Source organism: Acinetobacter sp. Marseille-Q1623 (genome assembly GCF_902809895.1).
Lineage (GTDB): Bacteria > Pseudomonadota > Gammaproteobacteria > Pseudomonadales > Moraxellaceae > Acinetobacter > Acinetobacter piscicola_A.
Window position 1 is genome coordinate 490,727 of the sequence record NZ_CADDWG010000002.1, and the last position, 22,615, is coordinate 513,341.

19 protein-coding genes and 1 pseudogene are annotated in these 22,615 nt (G+C 37.9%); 8 read left to right on the top strand and 12 right to left on the bottom strand.

The window, feature by feature from the left end; all coding sequences use genetic code 11:
* Positions 1-165 precede the first annotated feature (165 nt).
* Positions 166-1,041: a pirin family protein gene (locus HUV91_RS14995; protein WP_174493924.1), complete on the bottom strand. Its 876-nt coding sequence runs from the start codon at positions 1,039-1,041 to the stop codon at positions 166-168.
* A gap of 293 nt (positions 1,042-1,334) precedes the next feature.
* On the opposite strand from HUV91_RS14995, the gene ycaC reads away from it, so the two are divergent.
* Both ycaC and HUV91_RS15005 read left to right on the top strand, forming a co-directional pair.
* Entirely contained in the window at positions 1,335-1,961 is a 627-nt protein-coding gene (ycaC, locus tag HUV91_RS15000) for an isochorismate family cysteine hydrolase YcaC (protein WP_130072337.1), read from the top strand.
* 120 nt (positions 1,962-2,081) lie between these two features.
* Positions 2,082-3,005 (top strand): LysR substrate-binding domain-containing protein, encoded by a 924-nt coding sequence (locus HUV91_RS15005; RefSeq protein WP_174494013.1) that lies wholly within the window; start codon positions 2,082-2,084, stop codon positions 3,003-3,005.
* Between the two features lie 87 nt (positions 3,006-3,092).
* Here HUV91_RS15005 and ahpC read toward each other — a convergent pair whose 3' ends face one another.
* Both ahpC and HUV91_RS15015 read right to left on the bottom strand, forming a co-directional pair.
* Complete coding sequence (ahpC, locus tag HUV91_RS15010) at positions 3,093-3,656, bottom strand: alkyl hydroperoxide reductase subunit C (protein WP_174493925.1); 564 nt, start codon at positions 3,654-3,656, stop codon at positions 3,093-3,095.
* A 143-nt stretch (positions 3,657-3,799) separates the two neighbouring features.
* Positions 3,800-4,423 carry a TetR/AcrR family transcriptional regulator gene (locus HUV91_RS15015; RefSeq protein ID WP_174493926.1) on the bottom strand — a complete coding sequence of 208 codons (624 nt, stop codon included), beginning with the start codon at positions 4,421-4,423 and terminating at the stop codon, positions 3,800-3,802.
* A 123-nt stretch (positions 4,424-4,546) separates the two neighbouring features.
* On the opposite strand from HUV91_RS15015, the gene HUV91_RS15020 reads away from it, so the two are divergent.
* Positions 4,547-5,011, top strand: coding sequence for a hotdog fold domain-containing protein (locus tag HUV91_RS15020; RefSeq protein WP_130072340.1), 465 nt, complete (start codon positions 4,547-4,549; stop codon positions 5,009-5,011).
* 78 nt (positions 5,012-5,089) lie between these two features.
* Here HUV91_RS15020 and ssb read toward each other — a convergent pair whose 3' ends face one another.
* From ssb to HUV91_RS15035, 3 genes are all read right to left on the bottom strand, one after another.
* Entirely contained in the window at positions 5,090-5,698 is a 609-nt protein-coding gene (gene ssb, locus HUV91_RS15025) for a single-stranded DNA-binding protein (protein WP_174493927.1), read from the bottom strand.
* Between the two features lie 51 nt (positions 5,699-5,749).
* Positions 5,750-7,114 carry an MFS transporter gene (locus HUV91_RS15030; protein WP_174493928.1) on the bottom strand — a complete coding sequence of 455 codons (1,365 nt, stop codon included), beginning with the start codon at positions 7,112-7,114 and terminating at the stop codon, positions 5,750-5,752.
* 137 nt (positions 7,115-7,251) lie between these two features.
* Complete coding sequence (locus HUV91_RS15035; protein WP_130072343.1) at positions 7,252-8,334, bottom strand: DUF475 domain-containing protein; 1,083 nt, start codon at positions 8,332-8,334, stop codon at positions 7,252-7,254.
* A 278-nt stretch (positions 8,335-8,612) separates the two neighbouring features.
* Between HUV91_RS15035 and tenA the strand changes: the two genes are divergently transcribed.
* The gene (tenA, locus tag HUV91_RS15040) at positions 8,613-9,287 is read left to right on the top strand and encodes a thiaminase II (RefSeq protein ID WP_174493929.1); all 675 of its coding nucleotides are present in this window, start codon (positions 8,613-8,615) and stop codon (positions 9,285-9,287) included.
* Positions 9,288-9,371: 84 nt separating this feature from the next.
* Here tenA and HUV91_RS15045 read toward each other — a convergent pair whose 3' ends face one another.
* Both HUV91_RS15045 and HUV91_RS15050 read right to left on the bottom strand, forming a co-directional pair.
* Positions 9,372-9,656 carry a YciI family protein gene (locus HUV91_RS15045; RefSeq protein WP_174493930.1) on the bottom strand — a complete coding sequence of 95 codons (285 nt, stop codon included), beginning with the start codon at positions 9,654-9,656 and terminating at the stop codon, positions 9,372-9,374.
* A gap of 100 nt (positions 9,657-9,756) precedes the next feature.
* Complete coding sequence (locus tag HUV91_RS15050; RefSeq protein ID WP_174493931.1) at positions 9,757-10,098, bottom strand: GlpM family protein; 342 nt, start codon at positions 10,096-10,098, stop codon at positions 9,757-9,759.
* 198 nt (positions 10,099-10,296) lie between these two features.
* Here HUV91_RS15050 and HUV91_RS15055 point away from each other — a divergent pair.
* The 3 genes and pseudogenes from HUV91_RS15055 to HUV91_RS15065 form a co-directional block, all read left to right on the top strand.
* Positions 10,297-10,662 (top strand): annotated as a pseudogene (locus tag HUV91_RS15055) (hypothetical protein); the annotation flags it as partial.
* A 114-nt stretch (positions 10,663-10,776) separates the two neighbouring features.
* Positions 10,777-13,605, top strand: a complete 2,829-nt coding sequence (gene uvrA, locus HUV91_RS15060) for an excinuclease ABC subunit UvrA (RefSeq protein ID WP_174493932.1) — start codon at positions 10,777-10,779, stop codon at positions 13,603-13,605.
* A gap of 169 nt (positions 13,606-13,774) precedes the next feature.
* Positions 13,775-15,031, top strand: a complete 1,257-nt coding sequence (locus HUV91_RS15065; protein ID WP_174493933.1) for a hypothetical protein — start codon at positions 13,775-13,777, stop codon at positions 15,029-15,031.
* Positions 15,032-15,063: 32 nt separating this feature from the next.
* Here the strand turns inward: HUV91_RS15065 and HUV91_RS15070 are convergent, their stop codons facing one another.
* Both HUV91_RS15070 and blaOXA read right to left on the bottom strand, forming a co-directional pair.
* A complete protein-coding gene (locus tag HUV91_RS15070) occupies positions 15,064-16,419 on the bottom strand; it encodes an MFS transporter (RefSeq protein ID WP_174493934.1) in 1,356 nt (451 codons plus the stop codon).
* A gap of 342 nt (positions 16,420-16,761) precedes the next feature.
* On the bottom strand, positions 16,762-17,547 hold the full coding sequence (gene blaOXA / locus HUV91_RS15075) for a class D beta-lactamase (protein ID WP_228721887.1): 786 nt from the start codon (positions 17,545-17,547) through the stop codon (positions 16,762-16,764).
* A 1,057-nt stretch (positions 17,548-18,604) separates the two neighbouring features.
* On the opposite strand from blaOXA, the gene omp33-36 reads away from it, so the two are divergent.
* The gene (gene omp33-36 / locus HUV91_RS15080) at positions 18,605-19,477 is read left to right on the top strand and encodes a porin Omp33-36 (protein ID WP_174493936.1); all 873 of its coding nucleotides are present in this window, start codon (positions 18,605-18,607) and stop codon (positions 19,475-19,477) included.
* 67 nt (positions 19,478-19,544) lie between these two features.
* Here omp33-36 and HUV91_RS15085 read toward each other — a convergent pair whose 3' ends face one another.
* The gene (locus tag HUV91_RS15085; RefSeq protein WP_130072350.1) at positions 19,545-21,524 is read right to left on the bottom strand and encodes a BCCT family transporter; all 1,980 of its coding nucleotides are present in this window, start codon (positions 21,522-21,524) and stop codon (positions 19,545-19,547) included.
* A gap of 165 nt (positions 21,525-21,689) precedes the next feature.
* Positions 21,690-22,367, bottom strand: coding sequence for an ion channel (locus tag HUV91_RS15090; RefSeq protein WP_130072351.1), 678 nt, complete (start codon positions 22,365-22,367; stop codon positions 21,690-21,692).
* Between the last annotated feature and the right edge of the window lie 248 nt (positions 22,368-22,615).

The following is a 22,615-nucleotide window of genomic DNA, read 5'->3' on the forward strand; positions in this document are numbered from 1 at the left end:
TCACATATTTGAAGGTTAAATATGTGAAATGTATAAAGAAAACTTACAGCGTAAAAGGACTTCTATAGTGTGGGATAGAAGTCCTTTTTTTTATCTCCAATGACCTTAACCATCATGGTAAACATATAGATACATAAAAAGCGGATTCGAAAATCCGCCTTTACCTTAGTGTTGGATTGCAATTTCGCCGAACTTACCCTGATTGAAATCATCAAAAGCTTGCACGATTTCTTCTTTGCTATTCATCACAAAAGGCCCATAACCTTGAATCGGTTCATTCAGTGGGCGACCTGTCAGTACCAAAAACTTAGTATCTTTCAGCGCTTTCAACTGAATTTGTGCTTCGCCATCTTTGCCAAACAGTACCAAAGAATTGTCTTGCACCACTTGATGGTCATTGAGCAACATTTCGCCCTCAAGCACCACAAGCAAGGTGGTATGGTCTACAGGCACATAAACTTGCTCCGAAAACCCTGCATTTAAGCGTCCATCCCACACATTGACGGGGCTAAATGTGGTTGCAGGACCGTGTTGTTCTGCAAATGAACCTGCGATCACGCGCAAATGTCCAGCATCCTGTTCAAACTGAATCACAGGAATATCTTGTGCATCAATCGCTTGATATTTTGGTGCCGTCATTTTATCCGCAGCAGGTAAATTGACCCACAACTGTACCATTTCAAAAAATCCACCCATTTCAGCAAACTCTTTTGAATGGAACTCTTCATGCACTAAGCCTGAACCCGCTGTCATCCATTGCACATCACCCGTTTTGATCGTACCACCGCCACCATGCGAATCTTTATGGGTCACTTCCCCTTGATAGGCAATCGTCACTGTTTCAAAACCACGGTGTGGATGTGACCCTACACCATGTTGCACTTGAGTTGGATCGAATTGGTACGGAGATGCATAGTCCAACAGTAAAAATGGACTAATGGCTTGACCTAAACGATCATAAGAAAACAAACTTTTCACAGGAAAGCCATCACCAACCCAGTGCATGTGTTGATTACGATAAACGCCAACAATTTTTTTCATTTCAATGCCCCATCTCTTGCGGAACGATAATATGAATGCATTTTAAAATTTTTGAGATGCTGAATATAGCCACGATTCGGCATTCTATATCTCAAAAATGGGAAGACACTCTGTCCTACATTATTTTAAAGATGAGGCTATTTTCTTATAAATAGGATTATTTTTCTCAGTATTTGGGCTTTAACCAAACTCAGCTTCACGTAGGATGAATAGAGTACAAATACCTGTATCTCTTGATTCACAGATATTGCTGTACACTTTACAGACTTAATTTTAATAATGAGGCATAGACCATGGGTAAACCATACGTTCGTTTAGATAAAGACAATGCGGCCGTTTTATTGGTTGATCATCAAACAGGACTGCTTTCTTTAGTTCGTGATATAGATCCTGATAAATTCAAAAATAATGTGTTGGCACTCGCTGCAGCTGCAAAATACTTTAACCTTCCAACCATTTTAACAACAAGTTTTGAAGACGGTCCAAATGGTCCTCTTGTTCCAGAGCTTAAAGAAATGTTCCCTGACGCACCTTATATCGCTCGTCCGGGTCAAATCAATGCTTGGGATAATGAAGACTTCGTCAAAGCGGTAAAAGCAACGGGTAAAAAGCAATTGATTATTGCTGGTGTTGTTACTGAAGTTTGTGTGGCTTTTCCAACGCTTTCTGCTCTTGCAGAAGACTTTGACGTCTTCGTGGTGACAGATGCATCTGGTACATTCAACCATTTAACACGTGATTCTGCATGGGATCGTATGTCACAAGCTGGTGCACAACTGATGACATGGTTCGGTACTTCTTGTGAATTACACCGTGACTGGCGTAATGATATTGAAGGTTTAGGTGCATTGTTTGGTGCGCACATTCCTGACTATAGCAACTTGATCCAAAGCTATATTAAAAATACTGAACAGAAATAATTTTCAGATTTGATATGACAAAAGTGACCTTTCAGGTTGCTTTTGTTTACGCTCTGAATAAATAATAGATTGTCTTAAAAATGGTATAATCTTAAAAATTACTCATTTTTGAGGTGTATGATGCACTCTTTTGATGACTATTATTATTTCTACCTTGTCGTCAAACATGGTGGATTTAGTGCAGCAAGTGAAGCAACAGATATTACGAAGTCCAAACTCAGTCGGCGCATTTTGGACTTGGAAGCCAAATTCAATGTCACACTCATTCAACGTTCCACACGCCATTTTAAAGTCACACCTTTAGGGCATGAGTTCTACAATGAATGTGTCAAAATCATTGAACAAGCAGACTCTGCACAAAGTATATTATTAAAACAAAGTTCCGAATTACATGGCATGCTTAAAATTAGTTGCCCACCCGTGATGATGGAGCACCAAATTCGCCCTATTTTAAATAAATTTCTAAAAAAATATCCGAAAGTTGAAGCAGAATTGGAACTTACTAGCCGTCGTGTGGATGTTTTGCATGATGACATTGACCTTGCAATTCGTACCAATTTTTCTGCCAATGAAGACTCGAGCATTATCGTACGTGACGTAATTAAAACCACGCATTGCTTAGTGGTCAGTCCTGAAGTTTTAGCAGGAAAAGAAATTAAACATATTACGCAACTCTATGATTATCCAACGATTGTATTGGGAACTCAAAAACAAAATTATCATTGGCATTTACACAATCAAACCCACAATGAGGTGATTGATGTATTGTTACAACCTCGGGTGAAAAGCAACGATTTAGCAGGTGCATACTATGCTGTTTTAGATGGGCTAGGCATTGCCGATCTACCTTATTTGATCGTACAGCAAGATATTGCATCAGGGCGTTTAATCCACATTTTGCCCGATTGGTGTTCCAATATTGGCACAGTCCAATTGGTTTATGCATCTCGTAAAGGGCAACGCTTGGTCATGGAAAAACTGATAGAAACCTTAGTTGAGGGCATTCGTGACTATGCCAAAGAATTTGATGGCTATTTAACTTAAATAGCTTAATCAAAATAGTATCCAATAAAAAATCCAGAAGACTGACTTCTGGATTTTGATAACCAACATATTTAAAACTTTAGACGCTTAGATTTTACCAATCAAATCAATTGAAGGTGCAAGTGTCGCCTCACCTTCTTTCCATTTTGCAGGGCAAACTTCACCTGGATGCGCATGAACATATTGTGCTGCTTTCACTTTACGTAAAAGCTCTTGAGCATCACGACCAATTCCGCCTGCATTGATTTCAATAATTTGAATCTTGCCTTCAGGATCAATTACAAATGTTCCACGATCTGCCAAGCCTTCAGCTTCGATGAGCACTTCAAAATTCTTCGCCAAAGTCCACGTTGGATCACCAACCATGGTGTATTGGATTTTGTTGATTTCTTCAGAAGCATCATGCCAAGCTTTATGTGTGAAATGTGTATCAGTTGAAACTGAATAAATCTCTACACCCATTTTTTGGAATTCTGCATAATTGTCTGCAAGATCGCCCAATTCAGTTGGACAAACAAATGTAAAATCAGCAGGATAGAAAAATACCACCGACCATTTACCGATCATATCTTGTTCTGAAACTTCAATAAATTCGCCATTTTTATACGCTGTTGCATGAAATGGTTTGACTTCAGTATTGATTAAACTCATTGGGTATTCCTTCAATTCGTTGTAGGGATTGCTTGTCTGTGAAGTGAGAATACGCAAAATGCATGCATCGGTAAAACAGAAGTTTTTTATAAAAATAATCTGTTTTTCAGATCAAGAATACTCACCTTGATCGGCTCTTCAGATCATTCAGGAAAATAAGCAATATTGTTCCACGCTGTATTTGCCAATACTTTTTTATAGTTTTGCGGTGAGGTTTTCACTTTATGTGACAACCATGCCCGACAATAACTCTCTGTCGCTCCAATCATCAAAGACAATAATAATTCTGGTGGAATATTTTTCATTTTTTCAGTATCTGCAAAACATTGCATACGCTTCATAAATTCTTGGTTACGCAACTGATTGGTGTGTTTTAATTCCAAATCTTCATCGTTACGGTTAACCAAAGCTGCTGACATATATAAAAAGCGGGCAAAATCAGGGAAATCAACTACCCAATCAATATAACTACTGACAATCGCTTGAATCGCTTCCTCTAAAGACTGTACGTTTAATAACGCCTGCTCACGGCGTTGTGCTTGATCTTGCAAAGCACTTAGATATAAAGTCCGAACAATGCCTTCTTTATTTTTGAAATGATGATAAATCGCGCCGACACTCGTCTCAGCACGCGCTCGGATCATGTCAATATTAGTGGTTTCGATGCCATACTTTAAAAAGCAATCTAAAGCTTCATTCAAAATTGTACGTTTTAATTCTGCACGCTTACCCACATAAATGCGTTGTAATAATTCGGTATTTTTCATCAATATTTCATTCCACCACCTAACTTTGACAAATTTTACGCAGAATATGTTTGCTGAGCCAATAACAGAATATTATTCTGTATTAAAATCATATACAATATTTAATGAGAATGGGACATCACAATGAGCCAAGCACTTAAACTATGGAATAGCTTTAAAAATAAACCCGCAGGGAAATGGACATTTTCAAAATTGCTTTGCCTAAAAGCACCTTATTTCAGTAGTATTTCCCCTGTTTTTGAACAACTTGCACCAAATTATTGCGAAATTAAAATCAAGAAACAACGCTCAGTCCTCAACCATATTGGCACTGTACACGCCATTGCGATGTGTAATATGGCTGAACTTGCAGGTGGAACCATGACCGATGCCACAGTGCCATCTACACATCGTTGGATTCCTAAAGGTATGACCGTAGAATATCTGAAAAAAGCCAATACCGATTTAGTGGCAATTGCGACACCTGCCGATGCAAATTTTCAATGGAATCAAGGCAGTGATTATTTAGTCAATGTTGAAGTGAAAGATACGAAACAAGAAACTGTATTTAAAGCAGTGATTACCATGTGGGTGTCTGCGAAGAAGTGATGCCCTTCTTATTTTTTTCTAATAAAAAACCCTCTGTTTTCACAAAGGGTTTTGATGATGATCTGCTGTTTTAATCAGTTAGAACGGAAGATCATCATCTAAATCTGCTGGTGCTTGAGCAGGTGTTGGTGCAGCGGCTGGCTTCGGTGATTGGAAACCTTGATTTACATTATTGCCTGCATTGCCATAGTTACCTTGGTTACCATAGCCACCTTGGTTGCCCGGATTGCCATAACCACCTGGGTTGTTATTGCCTTGGTTACCGTAGCCACCTTGCTGATTATTGTTAAAACGTGGCTGGCTATAACCACCATTGTCACCACCAAAACCTTGACCTTGTTCACCTTGTTGACGATTTGAGTCAAGCATTTGCATTTGCTCACCACGAATTTCAGTCGTGTAACGCTCTTGACCATTTTGGTCTGTCCATTGACGTGTACGTAATGAACCTTCGATATAAACTTTTGAGCCTTTACGTAAATATTGCTGTGCAATTTCACCTAAACGGTTATGCAATACGATACGGTGCCATTCTGTTTGTTCTTTTCTTTCACCCGTATTTTTATCTGTCCAAGACTCACTTGTTGCAATTGAAAACTGGGTGAGAGAACCACCATTTGGGAAAGTCTTTGTCTCAGGATCACGACCTAGAGTACCCACCAATATAACTTTATTTACACCACGCATCAGATGTTATCTTCCTATATATTTCTATGTTTTACTTTATAAGAGTTATGTTTAAATGGCTACCTCTTTACCAAACAAGTGCGTTAAATGTTGTCGCCCAGCATCATCTATTTGCTGTTTATCGACTTTAATATAAGCAACCTGTTGCCCAGACATCACCACCACTTCTTCAATACCACGAATTGTCAGTAATTGAGAAGTCCAATCATCGGTTTGTTTATCCTCAGGTAAACGTAAAACGATTGAGGTTAAATAACGAGGCTGTGCCAAACCGAAACTGATTAGCAGCCAAATTATAGCAATAGCAGTCAGGATACTCCAACCGATGGCCGTATTATTTAACAACAATAATTGACCGCCCAATGTGCCACCAAAAAATGCACCTAAAAACTGTCCACTAGCATTTACACCCATTGCTGTTGCTTTAGATTGAATCGGGGCAGCTTTCGATAGCCAAGATGGCAATAACGCTTCCATGACATTAAAAGCAATGAAAAACAAACCTAAACCCAGTAAAAGAATATATTTAGACTCATAACCAAAAATTAAAATCATGAGACCTGCAATGATCCCTGCAATGGCAGTCAGAAAAATGCCGCGCATTTTGCGATATTTTTCAGCCAAAATAATGCTTGGAAATGCAAAAAACAAACTGATGAGCAGTAAAGGTAAATACACAATACCGTGTTTTGACAATGGAATCCCTGCAAAATTGATCAACTGTGATGGGATATAGACAAACATTGCCGTTAATAAAAGATGCAGTGAAAATACTGACACATGTAAACGATTGAGATCACCCATTTTCAAAACTTGTTTCAGTTGAGTGAAATAACCTTGCTGAAAATTTTTATGATGGCGTGTGGTTTTTGGCACTAAAAATAAGGTCAAAATCGCCAATAATCCCATCAGTGTCGTTACCCAAAATAATCCAGAAATCCCAACCAATGTGGTGAGCCAAGGGCCTAGGCTAAAAGCAACTGTAAAAGATAAACCAATACTCATTCCCATGACTGCCATGGCTTTGGTTCGGTTTTCTTCACGGGTAACATCAGCTAAGAGTGCCATCACCACTGCGGACACCGCTCCTGCTCCTGCAATGGCTCGTCCGATGATCACACCATAAATGGTTTCTGACATGGCTGCGATAGCACCACCTAAAGCAAATAACAATAGACCAAACACAATCAGTGGCTTACGACTAAAACGGTCTGCCCAAAGGCTAAAAGGAATCTGTAATAAGGCCTGACTCAAACCATAAACACCGACCGCCAAACCGATCAATGCTGGGGTTGCATATTGATATGACTGTCCTGCAACGGCAAAGACAGGAATAATCATGAACAACCCCAACATGCGTAAGGCGAAAATACTACTTAGTGCAAAGGTGGAACGGCGCTCTATGGAATTCATCATATCAATAAACTTTTCAAAATTTTTTTCACTTTATTTCCACCCTATCATCGCATATTGCTACTCGTTTGTGGGAGCTCTGCGCATAAAAAAGGACGTATAAATACGTCCTTATTATGAGCATTTTTCTTAAAAAAGCATTAATGCTGCGCAATGCGTTTATTGTATTGAATTGAGGCAATCACCGCCCATACAATAAATGCGACACCAATCAAGCCTGTGACCACTTCAGGTACATGTACACCTGTACCACTTGCAAGCATAATAAATGCCAATGCACCAATCGCATAGTGCGCGCCATGTTCAAGGTAGATATAGGCATCTAAAGTACCTTTATCTACAAGATAAATGGTCATTGAACGGACAAACATTGCACCTATCGCAAGACCTAACATGATGATCACGACATCTGAAGTAATGGCAAATGCACCAATGACCCCATCAAAACTAAAAGATGCATCTAACACTTCAAGGTAAATAAAACCACCTATACCCGCTTTAATTGCACCTGTTGGTGCACCTGAAGCATCATGACCAATTGCATTGCCATTTTCATCCACTTCGGGTTCACCGCCAAGTAAATGACTCAGCACTTGCACCCCGATATAAATCACGATGCCCCAAATTCCGGCCATCGTCACCACAAGACGTTTAGCTTCGTCAACATAGGCAGCCATGATCAATAATGCAATCAATGCCAAAAATACAGACATTGCAGGAACATTGGCTAAATTAGCTAAACGTGCTTCAAGCCATTTAAACCAATGGGTATCTTTGCCTTCATCCAAGAAGAAATTTAAAAATACCAATAATAGGAATGAACCACCAAATGCCGCAATTTCTGCATGATGGGCAATTAAACGTGCTGAATAGTTCTTTGGATCATTCAGTGCCATATTGACCACTTCCATCATGCCCATGTCAGCAGTTGCTGCCACAATCACAATTGGGAAGATTAAACGCATACCAAAAACAGCAACGAGAATACCGACAGTTAAAAAGATCATTTTCCAGAAATGATCCCAACCACGTAAAACGGAAGCATTGACAACTGCGTTATCAAAAGAAAGTGAAACTTCCATCACCGCTAAAATTGCAGTAATGGTCAATGCCGTGAACATCGTCTTTAAGCCAGCTTCTGGACCATGGTGAAAACCCCAGTAGGCAGAAATAGCAAGACACACGACCGAAAAGATGATTGAGAAACCAAAATGTTTCCACATGATAAACGACCTATGAGTATTTTTTATCTAAGGTGTGCTGACAGTTCATCTATGTGAAGCACGAATGAAATGTGTACAAACCCTAAAAATAAATAGAGAGTACTTAAAGCAAGGTTTAAGTTAGATATGCTAATTATGACAACTTTTATTTATTTTTCTCAAACTCTTCGTATGATTTTTTTGAACATGTGACATGATTTAAACGGTTTTTCAGGTCGTAAATTTTTTAATTATTGTTATAGTTAAGGCATTATTTATAAACTATTTGGAATCATTACATGTCATTTTCTCAAGATGTCTGGCAACGTAATCACGCACTCTATCAAAAAACCTTAGCACTTCCATTTAACCAAGAACTGGCTGCAGGGACTTTAGACAAAGCGGCTTTTTGTCACTATGTGATTCAAGATGCTCACTATTTGGTGGCATATGGTCGTGCCCTCGCTGTGTGTGGTGCGAAGGCATTTGATGCCGATGACATTATTCAGTTTACCCAAGGTGCTAAAGAAGCCATTGTGGTTGAACGCAGTTTGCATGATGGTTTTATGCAAAATTTTGGTATTAGCAAAGAGGATTTTGAAAATACGCCTTTGACTTTGGCTTGTCATCATTACACCTCATTTTTAACTGCAACGGCTTGGTCTGAAAGTTATCCTGTTGTTTTAGCATCACTATTACCTTGTTTTTGGATTTATGCAGAAGTCGGCAAGGATATTGTGAGTGCGTCTGTTACCAATAACCCTTATCAGGCATGGGTAGATACTTATTCAGGTGAAGAGTTTAATGAAGCGGTTAAAAATGTTTTAGCCACCATTGACCGTATTGCAGAACGTTGTGATGCAGATACCATCGAGAAAATGCATAAGGCATATACCAAAGGTGCTGAACTTGAGTATTTATTTTGGGATGGCGCTTATCATCAAAGACAATGGTTAAGTTTAGATGAGCAATAAGTTTAAAAAAAAATTATTTATCTTACCTTTCTCTTACGTTTGATGTGGCGTAAGAGAAGTGGTTCTATTATAGATTTAAAAAATTTAAATGCCTTTTAGATTTTCAAAATCAGCATGTGTTAAGCCCACATCTAATTTTGTAATGTCATACTGAGCAACCGCCTGAAAAGGATCTAATTTTAAAATTTCTTCAAGTTCAGCCAAAGGCATATTCTTCGCAAACAGTACACCTCCTGTCACAGGGTCTTGACGCCCTGCCGCAATGAAATGACCACATTTAAATTGTTGTTTCAACCATTTCACATGATCGCGTAGATAAACATCGACTTCTTCTAATGGTTTTTGATATTGCAACTGAATGATGTACATGATGATTTCCCTATTTTAATAATAAATGACTTTTTCACTTTTCAGCCTTAAGCATACACCATTCATTCAGCATCATCGTATCTATAAATTGATCAAAAATTTATGAAAAATAACTATTCCATCCCAAAATCAAAATGACTGCCGCCACAATCCAGCATCCTGTTGCAACACCCAAACACGACCAAATCGGCATTTTTGTTGCCAATATATACACCGTAAAAAGATAGACAAAATAAGGAATTAAAGACCAGATACCAAACAATGCAGTTTGCCTTAATGCTTCTGCACCTTTGTCTTGTGCCACAATCACATGCGCAATCAACGCAAATGTGGGAAATAGCGGGACTAAACCTGCGATATAAAACACCTTACTTTTAGATAATACAGCGATCAACAACACGACGACTGCCCCAATCACGCATTTCAAAAACAAAGACAGCATGTGGATCTGATCCAAAAGTAAAATTCTGACAAGGTAAATTTTAACGTATTTTTTTCGTGAATGTTGATATAACAGCATACAAAGTGGGGATTGAATCAATAAAAGTTAAGATTGGCCAAAAGATTTAAACTCATAGATGACTAATAAAAATAATGATTATTATCAATATGTACAAATTTGATCCGTTGTGAGGTTCCTATGCAAAATTTAACTTTAGCTACAGAGGCAATTCGTACATTTTTCAATTTACAATGTTGTTGGCTAAACAATGAAGAAATTTATCTAGAAAAAGGGTGTCAGCATTGCAGTGCTGCTGCAACGTATCTGATTTATTATACCAATACTCATATTCAAAAATTGATGTTGGTATTTATTACACAATTTAATTGCCATCTTGCAAAAGGTTGGCACTTACTCGACTTAGCAGATTTTGAAGATCAATATAATGAATTTTAACATTTACTCGAAAAAGAGGTTAATTTTTATGCCCGACAACATCATGATACCGCACGAGTATTTGCCTTTGAAGAATTAGACTCTATTTTTGAAAGACCTTATGCAATAGATCTTTCACATATCCGACATAAAATGTCGCGAAAAAACGATTTAATACAGCTTGAACAAAATTAAATCGCTATCATATATAGTCTTCAAATTGCATATATTCGAGATCGTTCTATGAGTCAAAGTCATATCCGTATTCGAGGCGCACGTACCCATAATTTAAAAAATGTGTCACTCGATATTCCACGCGACAAATTTGTGGTGATCACGGGACTTTCAGGCTCAGGTAAATCATCCCTTGCTTTTGATACCCTCTATGCCGAAGGCCAGCGCCGTTATGTCGAGTCACTGTCCGCATACGCCCGTCAGTTTTTATCACAAATGGAAAAACCTGAAGTTGATTCAATTGAGGGTTTAAGCCCAGCGATTGCCATTGAACAGAAATCAACCAGCCACAACCCACGTTCAACTGTGGGAACCATTACTGAAATTTACGATTATCTGCGTTTGCTTTATGCACGTGTTGGTACACCTTACTGTCCAGAGCATGACTTGCCAATGGTGGCGCAAACTGTTTCGGAAATGGTCGATGCCGTTAAAGCCTTAGAAGAAGGCACAGCGCTGATGTTACTCGCGCCTGTAGTACGTGAGCGTAAAGGTGAATACAGCAATTTATTTGAACAGTTACAAAGCCAAGGTTTCGTGCGTGCTCGTGTCGATGGTGAAGTGATTGATATCGACACACCACCTGAATTGGATAAAAAGAAAAAACACACCATTGAAGTGGTGGTGGATCGCTTTAAAGTCCGTGATGACCTTGGCAACCGTATCGCAGAAAGTTTTGAAACCGCACTACGTTTGGGCGGTGATATTGCAATTTTATCGTGGATGAATGGCGAACAGCCGGATCGTGTTTTTTCAGCCAAACACTCTTGCCCTGAATGTGACCGCGCTGTGGCAGAACTTGAACCCCGTCTATTTTCATTCAACAATCCATTCGGTGCCTGCCCTGTTTGTGATGGTTTGGGCACACGTAGCCATTTCAGTGCGGACAAACTCATTCCAAGTCCTGATATTTCGATCAGCCAAGGGGCGATTCGTGGTTGGGACAGACAACGTCCATATTATTATTCCATGATTCAAAAAGTCGCAGATCATTTCGGTTTTTCTTTGGATACGCCTTGGAATGAATTGGATGCCGATACCAAAAAGAAATTTCTCTATGGAACAGGCAAAGAAAAAGTTGATCTAAGTTATATCGATGAACGTGGACGTAAACATAGTCGTGTACAGCCTTTTGAAGGGATCTTGCCACATTTGGAACGTCGTTATCGCGAAACAGAATCGAACTATGTTCGTGATGATTTAGCGCAATATTTATCTAATGCGGCTTGTGATGCCTGTGGTGGTTCACGCCTAAATGAAATCTCACGCCATGTTCGGGTGAAAGATAAAACCATTGCTCAAATCACCAAAATGTCGATTGGTGATGCTGAAAGCTATTATCAAGACCTTAATCTTGAAGGTGCCAAAGGCGAAATTGCCGATAAGATTTTCAAAGAAATCCGTGAGCGTTTGCACTTCCTTGTATCGGTAGGTTTGAACTATTTAAGTCTATCACGTTCTGCGGAAACCTTGTCAGGTGGTGAAGCACAGCGTATTCGTCTGGCTTCGCAAATTGGTGCAGGCTTGATGGGTGTGATGTATGTGCTTGATGAACCTTCAATTGGTTTGCATCAACGGGATAATGATCGCTTGCTTGAAACATTGGTTCGTCTTCGTGACTTGGGTAATACCGTTTTAGTCGTTGAACATGATGAAGATGCGATTCGTGCAGCAGACCATATTATTGATATTGGTCCGGGTGCAGGAATTCATGGTGGTCATGTGATTGCTGAAGGAACTTATGATGAAATTTTGTCAAATCCTGATTCACTGACAGGGCAATATTTATCAGGCAAGTTAAAAATCGAAGTGCCGAAAACGCGTGTTAAACCGCCGAAGCCTGATGAACAAATCAAGCTGATGGGTGCAGCAGGTCATAACCTGAAAAATGTTGATCTGACCATTCCTTTGGGTGTGATGACCTGTGTCACTGGGGTATCGGGTTCAGGTAAATCGACGCTGATTAACCGTACTTTATTGCCTTTGGCTGCAACTCAACTCAATGGCGCAACCACGCTGACCGCTGAAAAGTTTGATTCGATTGATGGCTTACAATTCTTGGATAAAGTGGTGGACATTGACCAAAGTCCAATTGGACGTACCCCTCGTTCTAACCCTGCAACCTATACAGGTTTATTCACGCCAATTCGTGAATTGTTTGCGCAAACACCTGAAGCGAAAGCTCGTGGTTATGCGGCTGGTCGTTTCTCATTTAACGTCAAAGGTGGTCGTTGTGAAGCCTGTGAAGGCGACGGGATGATCAAGGTAGCGATGCATTTCTTACCTGATATGTATGTGCCATGTGATGCCTGCCATGGCAAACGCTATAACCGTGAAACCTTGGAAGTGGGTTATAAAGGCAAGAACATTTCTGATGTCTTAGAAATGACTGTTGAAGATGCGATGCATTTCTTTGATGCGATCCCTGTGATTCATCGTCGTTTGGAAACTTTAAATCAGGTCGGTTTGGGTTATATCCGTTTGGGTCAGTCTGCGACCACGCTTTCAGGTGGTGAGGCGCAACGTGTGAAACTTGCTCGTGAATTGGCGAAGCGTGATACAGGTAAAACCTTGTATGTTTTAGATGAACCAACGACGGGGCTGCATTTCCACGATATTGCGAAACTTTTGGATATTCTTCATGAGCTGCGTAATAAGGGCAATACCATTGTGGTGATTGAGCATAATCTTGATGTGATCAAAACGGCGGACTGGATTGTAGATTTGGGTCCTGAAGGTGGTGCAGGTGGCGGTATGATTATTGCCGAAGGTACACCTGAAGACGTGGTGAAATCTAAAGTTTCGCATACAGCGAAGTTTTTAAAGCCGATGTTATAATCCTCCCCCTTGCGGAACATATTCCTCACCTTTTCCAAAGGGAGGAGTATTCCATTATTAATTCAATGGAGTTCCCCTCTTTTTAAAAGAGGGGTTAGGGGAGATTAAAAAATGGTTTTTTAATTTAACGCATTATAAAATAAATACATACTATTTTTGGCTAAAAAATATGACTAAAAAAATTAAAGATAATGAATCTATTCAACCTTTACTCAACTTATTAAAAATAGGGGAAACAAGCTTTTCTATAATAGATAAAATTCCCTTTATTTATAAATTTACTCCTCAAATAAAATCATTCAAAGAACAATTTAAAAAAATTCAAAATCAAAGTTATATCCTAAATCTTCCAGATCAGTTTAATGAACTCTTTTCGAAAGATGGTTGGATTTGTTATGGAAGCTTAAGTACAAAAATTTTAGAAGAAACTGTTAGATTAGGACATGAGAAAAGATTTAATGAAGCACATTTATTGTTAATAGATTCAATCGATGAAATTACTATTGATTTGATTCTTCTACGATGTGAATGTAGAAAACATTTTGATTTAAGAATTCCTCTTCTTCAATTATTGAAAAATGATTATTTAGAAGAACGTTATCACGCCTGCATTCCTTTACTACTTGCATTAATTGATGGTTTAGCAAATGATATTTCTGCGCATGTAGGTTTCTTTGCTGGAAAAACTGATTTAGAACTATTTGATAGTATTACATCACACGAAAGTGGACTGCCTTTTCTACAAACAATAATGAATAAAACAAGAAAAACAACTACAAATGAAAAAATAACCATTCCATATAGAAATGGGATACTTCATGGACGTGATTTAAATTTTAATAATAAGGAAGTCGCATCTAAGTGTTGGTGGGCATTAGCATGCCTTTTAGAATGGGCAGATGAAAAACAGTTAAATAAACAACCTAAAGAGCAAGTCTCATTTTTTGATACGTTAAAAACATCAAATGATATTCATGAATACTCAAAACGGATTGATAAATGGGAAAAAAGATCTATCAAAACTAAGAATTATTGGGAAATTCAAGCTCTGAAAACACTTGATGAGAATAGCCCAGAACACTGTTTATTAACATTCTTAGAAAATTGGAAAAATAAACGATGGGGCTTGATGAATAACATGTTAGTCCACACGATAAATAATGAAAGAGCTACAATTAAACGATTAAAAGAAGATTATTTACCAATTCAAATACATCACTTTTCAATCCTTACTTCAACTGATCAAACACCTGCTATAACAGACATAACAGTTCAATTGAACTACACAAAAAATCAAGAAAACTTTCATCAAACTTATATAGTGCAAATGAATTCTTTAGATGATGAAGGAAATTTATATCTAAGAAATGAGAAAGACTCTAAGTGGTATATTTTACAAACTTCTTTTACAGAAGTTCTATTTTAAATAAAAAGACCTCTTTCGAGGTCGTAATATACTTAGTGACTCACCACCACTTCACCTGTTTGCTGATAACGCTTACGAATTAAAATCACACAAACCCAAGCAATCACCAATGGAGTAGCCAAAGCATAAAAATAACCACTGCTACCAAAACCAGATAAAACAGTACCACCGATCGCAGAACCGAGTATCGCACCAAAACGCCCCATACCAATCGCCCAACCTGTTGCTGTTGCACGAACTTCAGCAGGATACGATGCAACCACCAAATAATTTAACGCGAGTTGTTGTCCACCAATACCAAAACCAGCCAACGCAATCAGTACAAAAATCATTGACCACTGTGCAGTTTCAATACTTAGACCCAAAGCAATAGCAACAGCAATTCCGCAAGCAAACATAAAATACAGAATTTTAACCGTATTAATTTTTGGTAAAAAATAAGCCAATGGAATCGCAAACACAATAAATGCGGCATTTACCGTCACAGAAGCGTAAGGCGCTTGAATAGGATCTAGACCCGATTGCTTTAAAATCGTTGGCAACCAAGACAGTAACATAAACCATGCAATCCAGTTAAAGAAATATGTTCCCCACACACCTACTGTGGTTTTGGCTAAACCATTTTGAAATAAACTCGAAAGCTTAGCTGGCTCTGCTTTTTGAATCTCTGATTTTGCAAAAATATCTTCATTAAGCTGAATCGTTTGACCTGAAATTTTATTTAAAATTTTGGCAATACTGGCTTTATTTTTTTCCGTAGGACGTTGTGCCAAATACTCCAAAGATTCAGGCAAAACAAAAAACATCAAAACTAATAATGCCAACGGAATGACACCACCAATAATATAAATACTTTGCCAGCCCCATAGTGGCAAAATTTTAGCAGCCAATATACCGCCGATCATCGCCCCTGCAGGGAGTGCCAAAAGTACACCTGTCGTCACTAAGCCTTTATAACGCTTTGGTGAATATTCAGATGCCAATGCCAAAAGCACAGGCGTTGCGCCTCCCATACCTAAACCTGCAATCACTCGCAATACAAAAATATGATCTAAATGCGTGACAAAAGCCGTTGCAAAAGTCGCGAGCGCAAAAATAAATATACAAATCATCAAGGTCTTACGGCGCCCTAACTTATCTCCGAGCATTCCTAAAAACATCGCCCCAACTGTCATGCCAATAATACCTGCGGTCAATACAGGTGCTAAAGCTTTGGCATCGAGTTGAAATGCATCAATAATTGCTGGACCTGTAAATGCAACTGCTTGGGTGTCAAAGCCATCAAATAATGCGATGAGAAAGCATAAAAGAGTAATAAACCATTGGTATGGTGAAAATCTCTGATCCACAACCTGTGAAATTTGTGTGGGTTTTGCTGTTAAATCCATTTTACATCCTTATCCGTATTCTTATTTTATTTTGAACGGATCGTCATAAATCACAATACATTTAAAGGTATCTCCTTATACCTTTAGTAACATCGCTTGATCAGGCTTGATCGACTTCATTGCTGTATTAAGTCTAAATACTTAATTCAGTTTCTACATTGACTAAACAATAATCGCTTTTACAAATCAATATTATTTAAATAAACTGTTTTACAGATTTTATAAAAACCAATATATTTTATTACCGTAAGTCAATGAATATATTTTTTAAATATCGCTGTAAGTTTCTTACTGTACCCTTTTCTGCTCAGTCACCTCTATATCGACTGGGCTTTTTTTTGCTTACTTCAAATAACTATAAATATTTAGCTTATCAAGAACATCTAAAGTCAGCTCTTTTCGTTCTCCTACAGCACAATCATGCTGCATCGTCATATTTAAAGAAAATGCGGTGATTTTACCGTGCCCGTCATCCACCCAACCTGTGTACCAACCAACTTGTGGCTCAATATCCATTGCCCAACCACTTTTGGCATAAAGTTTTAAGTCACCGCGTTGTTCAATCAACAGCATTTGTTTGACTTGTTGCTGTACTTTTACATCAAAACCTAATTCCTCCATTGCTAAACCATATACAAATTTAGCTTCTTGTTGCGGGGTAATTTTTAATGGTCCTTTTAACCAAAATTGATCTACTTGTGTACCAATATCTGCATTACCAAAACCCACACGTTTGACTTCACTTTGCATGAGTTTTAAACCAATCCGACGAGCCAACTCTTGATACACAGGGACTGCCGATGCTTGCATTGCTTCCGCTAAAGTCATGTCTTTTTCCCAACTTGAAAAACTACGCTTTTTTCCATCCCACTTAAAAATTTCAGTATAGGTTGCTTTTTTATGCTGTAAGCCAATCAAAGCATTCAATATTTTAAACGTTGATGCGGGAACAAAAGCCTGATTGGCACGAGATAAATCATTTCCAAATTGTTGAAAATGCTGTCCGTCATAAATCACCATCACGGCCTTGGTATGTGCCTCATCGAATAAGTATGGAATTTCTTGTGCTCTTGAAGAGTTTTCAGCGATTTGCTGCATTTTCATCACATCATCTGTCTGAGATAACATTTGCTTTTGGCAACCTAAACTCATACTCAGCAAACATAAAATAAACATACCCTTGATATAATTCATTATTTACTCAAAAAAACATGCGCTAAGCAGCATCATAATTGATCTATTTTTTAAAAATGTAAATTTTTTCACGAGGATGTAAGAAAATATTTACAAGTGCAACAATTAGGTGCATAATGCACTCCATTAGGGCGATTTAGAAATATTCCTCAGCAGAATTTCTAAATTTTCCGAAGATTTTGGCGAAAAACCCCAATTCCGATAAGAAATTGGGGTTTTTTTTGGCAAAAACCATGCCAACTTAATCATAATTAGCACCAATATAGTGCAATAAAAATTAAAACTGGAATTATTTACAGATTTTTATCGGTTCAGGACGTTTTCCGCTAAAGACGTTATAATTCGTATATGATTATTCATATTTTTTAAATATTAATATTATTCAATTTAAACCCAAAAAAAAGCCCAACCTTGGGGAAAGTTGAGCATTAAAAAGTAAAACTATGAAGAAATTATCAAATTTGTCATATAAATTTGATCTAAGAATTATGTAAAAATTGAGCAAAAAGTAAAGCCGATTGTTTTAGTATGATTTGATTAAAAACACAATTCAAAATAAAAATGCAAAAAAAATCACATAAATATTTTTATTTGTTTTATTTTTAATCAAGTCTGTCATTTAAGTGACATCAACTATGTTTAAATTTAGCAAATTATTTATTTAAGCTTCTTTAAATCAATATTTAAAAACGAAAATAAATCAATCAATTATTACAATTAAAAAAATAAAATAAATCGTTAAAAACAATCAATGTTTGTTGTTAATTTAATCTAGTTGAGTAATTTTTCTGTGATTTTTCACAGTTTATTTCATTGTTCTGATTGATATTTTGTTGAGGTTGACTTGCGCTGTGCCATCTGTCTCTTTTTTAACCTTTAACACATTTAGAGTATTGACTCAAAATATAATGTCTTTATACATCATTGACTTAATATATTGTTACAATACAATGCAGGTTGTTTAACCCATTTCAATAGACTGGAAATGATTATGAAAAAACTCGGTTTAGCCACTGCTTTATTATTAGCCATGACCGGTGCTCAAGCGTATCAATTTGAAGTTCAAGGTCAATCTGAATACATCGACACAACTGTAAATGACAAAGATTTTACAGGTGGTATTCAAGGTACATATTACCTTAAAAACGTTGATGCTTCTAAAGGTCCTTTGGCTGAAGCTGCATTTTTAAACCAAGCTTCTAACGTTTCGCTTGCTTATAACTATGGCGAAGTTGGTTCAAATGGTGTTGACGTAATCGCACATAACTTTGGTGCTAAAGCTGAAGCTTATATTCCAACTAAATTTGTTCCTGCTTATGCAAGTGCTTCTTATAGCCACACTATTTTAGACAGCAAAAACCAAAATCGTGCTGACGACAATGGTGATCGTTATGCATTAGAAGTGGGTGCGCTTGCAACTAAAAACTTCTTGGTTGCTGTAGGTTATACCAGTGTTGCAGACCAAGCTGCACTTGATGCATTCAATGTGATGGGTACAGGCATTGCAAAAGCTGTTGCAGAATCAGCAACAATTGGCGATGACCAAGATGCAATCACTGCACGTACTAAATATGTAGGTAACATTGACGGTACAAATATGGCGATTGGTTTTGAAACTGGTCTTGTATACGGTGATGACACTGCTTACCAATTAAAAACTGATTTGTATTTGAACCCACAATTAAGTGTTGGTGCTTCTTATGCAGAATCTAGCTTCGATGCAACACCTGATTCAGCTTGGGGTGCAAACGTAAATTACTTCATCACTCCTGCTGTTGCAGTGGGTGCAAGCTACGTAAATGCAAACTCTAAAGCTGCAAATGACACTCAAACTGTAGGTGTTAATGCTAAATTCCGTTTCTAAGAATATTTCTTCAGAAGCAAAAAAAGGACTCATTTGAGTCCTTTTTTTATTGTTAATCTCTTAAAAATCAGTCTAGGTTTGAATTGCGAATCACATTTAAAAAATGTAAATGACGTTCATATTGGTCAATAATATCTTGTAGAACATCTTCTTGTGTCCAGTCCATCACATCATAGCCCTGCCCACCTTCTCGTAAAAAGACTTCTGCTTGATAAAATGTATCAATATTTTCATGCTGCTCATCGAGCATGAAACTTGCAGCTTCCGTCACATGATTCAAAACTTTATACACAAAATTGACTTCACTTTGATGATCAACACTCAATACTAAACCTTCTTCAACGACCTGAATTTTCACGTCTAAATGTCGACGTTTAAATTCACGCTGAATATTTTCAAAAGCTTGGCGTACCACTGTTTGTATATATTCTTCAACCTCTTGATGGGTATGCGGATAGTGCATAATCAGCCCAAGGCGTTGTTGCCAACTTCTTGGATTTTGTACAGCTCGTGGCGTAATACGGGCAACTTGTAAAGCATGCATTTTGGTTACATCTAAGCGTAATGCTTTGAGTAATCCCCAACAGAGCAACAGCATGATCAAGGTAAATGGCAAAGCACTCATCATGGTTGCCGATTGCAATGCACCCAAGCCTCCAACAACTAACAAAATAATTGACAACACTGCCATGATAACTGTCCAAAATAGACGCTGCCAAATGGGAGAGTTTTCCGTTTTCGCTGTTAAATAATCTGTAACTAATGCACCTGAGTCGGCAGAAGTCACAAAAAATAAAATCACTAAAATCGTCGCAATAAAACTAGAGATACTTGCAAAGGGTAAATGATTTAAAAATTCAAATAATGCTACGGATGAATCTTGCTGCACCGCAGTAATCAGGCTGGTATTTCCTTGTTCTAAAATACTAAATAACGCAGCATTGCCCATGAATCCCATCCAAATCAGGGTAAAACCTGTTGGAATCAGCAGCACTCCGACAATAAATTCGCGGATGGTACGACCACGTGATACACGTGCAATGAACATACCGACAAATGGTGACCAAGAAATCCACCATGCCCAATACATAATTGTCCATCCTCCAATCCAACCACTCGGTTGATACGCATAGAGGTTAAAGGTCATGGAAAATAAATTGGACATATACTGCCCAGCATTTTGAATCGTAGTTTGTAAAATATAAATACTTGAACTGGCTAAAAATACAAAGATCAATAGAGCCAGAGCCAATACTAAATTCAGTTCCGATAAGCGCTTAATACCTTTATCTAAGCCCAAACACACAGACAATGATGCTAAAGCAGTCACAAAAATAATTAAGATAATCTGCGTACTGATCTGACTTTCCCAACCCAATAAATAGTTGAGACCTGAATTAATTTGTGTGACCCCAAAACCTAAGGTTGTTGCCACACCAAACACTGTACCAATAGTGGCAAAGGTATCAACCGCATCCCCCATTGGACCGTAAATTTTTTTCCCAATTAAAGGATACAACCCTGAACGAACTTTTAAAGGTAAGTGATAACGAAAGGCAAAATAAGCCAAGGTCAAACCAACCAATGCATAAATCGCCCATGCATGTAAGCCCCAATGGAAAAAGGTGATCCGCATGGCTTGTTGAGCAGCTTGCACGGTTTCAGGATCACCTGTTGGTGGATTAACATAGTGCATGACTGGCTCAGCCACCCCAAAGAACATTAAACCGATGCCCATACCTGCGGTAAATAGCATCGCAAACCAAGAGCCATTGCTATACGTCGGCTGGCTATGATCAGGGCCAAGTTTAATTTTACCCATGTCAGATAAAGCAATAAATACTAAAACAATTAGGAAAATCGCAACGGCAAGCACATAAAACCAGCTAAATGAATCGGTAATCCACTGATTCATTTGCTTGGTCATCAAGTCAAATGCATTCGGTGTCAAAATCACGAACGCTAAAAATATTGCAATAATCCCAACACTACTAAAAAATACATTTCGATTGACATTGTCAAACCAAGATGACTTTTTGGAAGGCATATCTTCCTCACATTTTTTTAATTAATGGACAGACCGAAAAGGTCAAAAAAGGCATTCACATGGCGTGAAAAAAAGCGAGCTCAGCTTAAGAAAAGCTCAAAAAAGATGATAATTCAAATACAAAAGCGATGCAGTTTAGTTACTGTAAAAATTAGTGAATTGAAATTATTCAGTTTTATGTGCAACATAATGCAAAGCAATCAAACGTGAAACAATGAGTGCTAAATACATCACACCACAGAACATTTGTAACATCGCCACAATACGCGCTGCTGGTGCAAGTGGAATTACATCTGAAAGTCCAGTCGCAGACTGCAAACTAAAACTCAAAAATAGTAAATCCAACCAAGTTTGGTATTCTCCAACATGATTTGGATTTTGAAAGCTATTGGGCACAAGCAATTGACAAATACTATATAAAAAAGCAAATCCCCATGCGATAAGGGTAAACACTGCCCCTGCTGCAAAAAGCTCATCCTTCGTTAAATAACGATCTTCAAACATATAACGAACTAAGCCATATGCCGCACAAAAATAAGCCATGGCTTCAAAACTATGTGCCGTAATTTGCATTGCAATAGAGCGCTGCCCAATCAACATAAGAATTGAAAATATAAATGCGCCTGCAACAAAAAACAGCCCAATGACACTATAAACAGGTGTTTGCCGAATCACTTTAGCAATCATCAATAAAGCTAAAACACCTAAAGCCCACATCAAAATTTGATAACTGCGACTACTACTCGCGAATACATATAAAATCAAAATACTCAGTTGTACCAAAAGCAACCAAGCTGAAGGCAAAAGTTTGAAGCCTTTCCAAAACTGAAGCAAAGTTTGCATGCTTATTCCTAATCATTGTTGTTTTAGTCTGAATGTTATTTATCTTACAGAAAATTTTAAAAACTCATCAATACATTCGCAAAATGTCTTGGGTTCTGAGTATGCATGTTCGTGATGGAATGTAAGGTGCAAAAAATCATACAACAACAGCATGATGCAAACAACGATATAGCTCTATGAACCAATGCAAAATGAGATGAGTACTTTAAAACAGATAAACAAGACGCTGTTTTTTAGATGGTTGGATT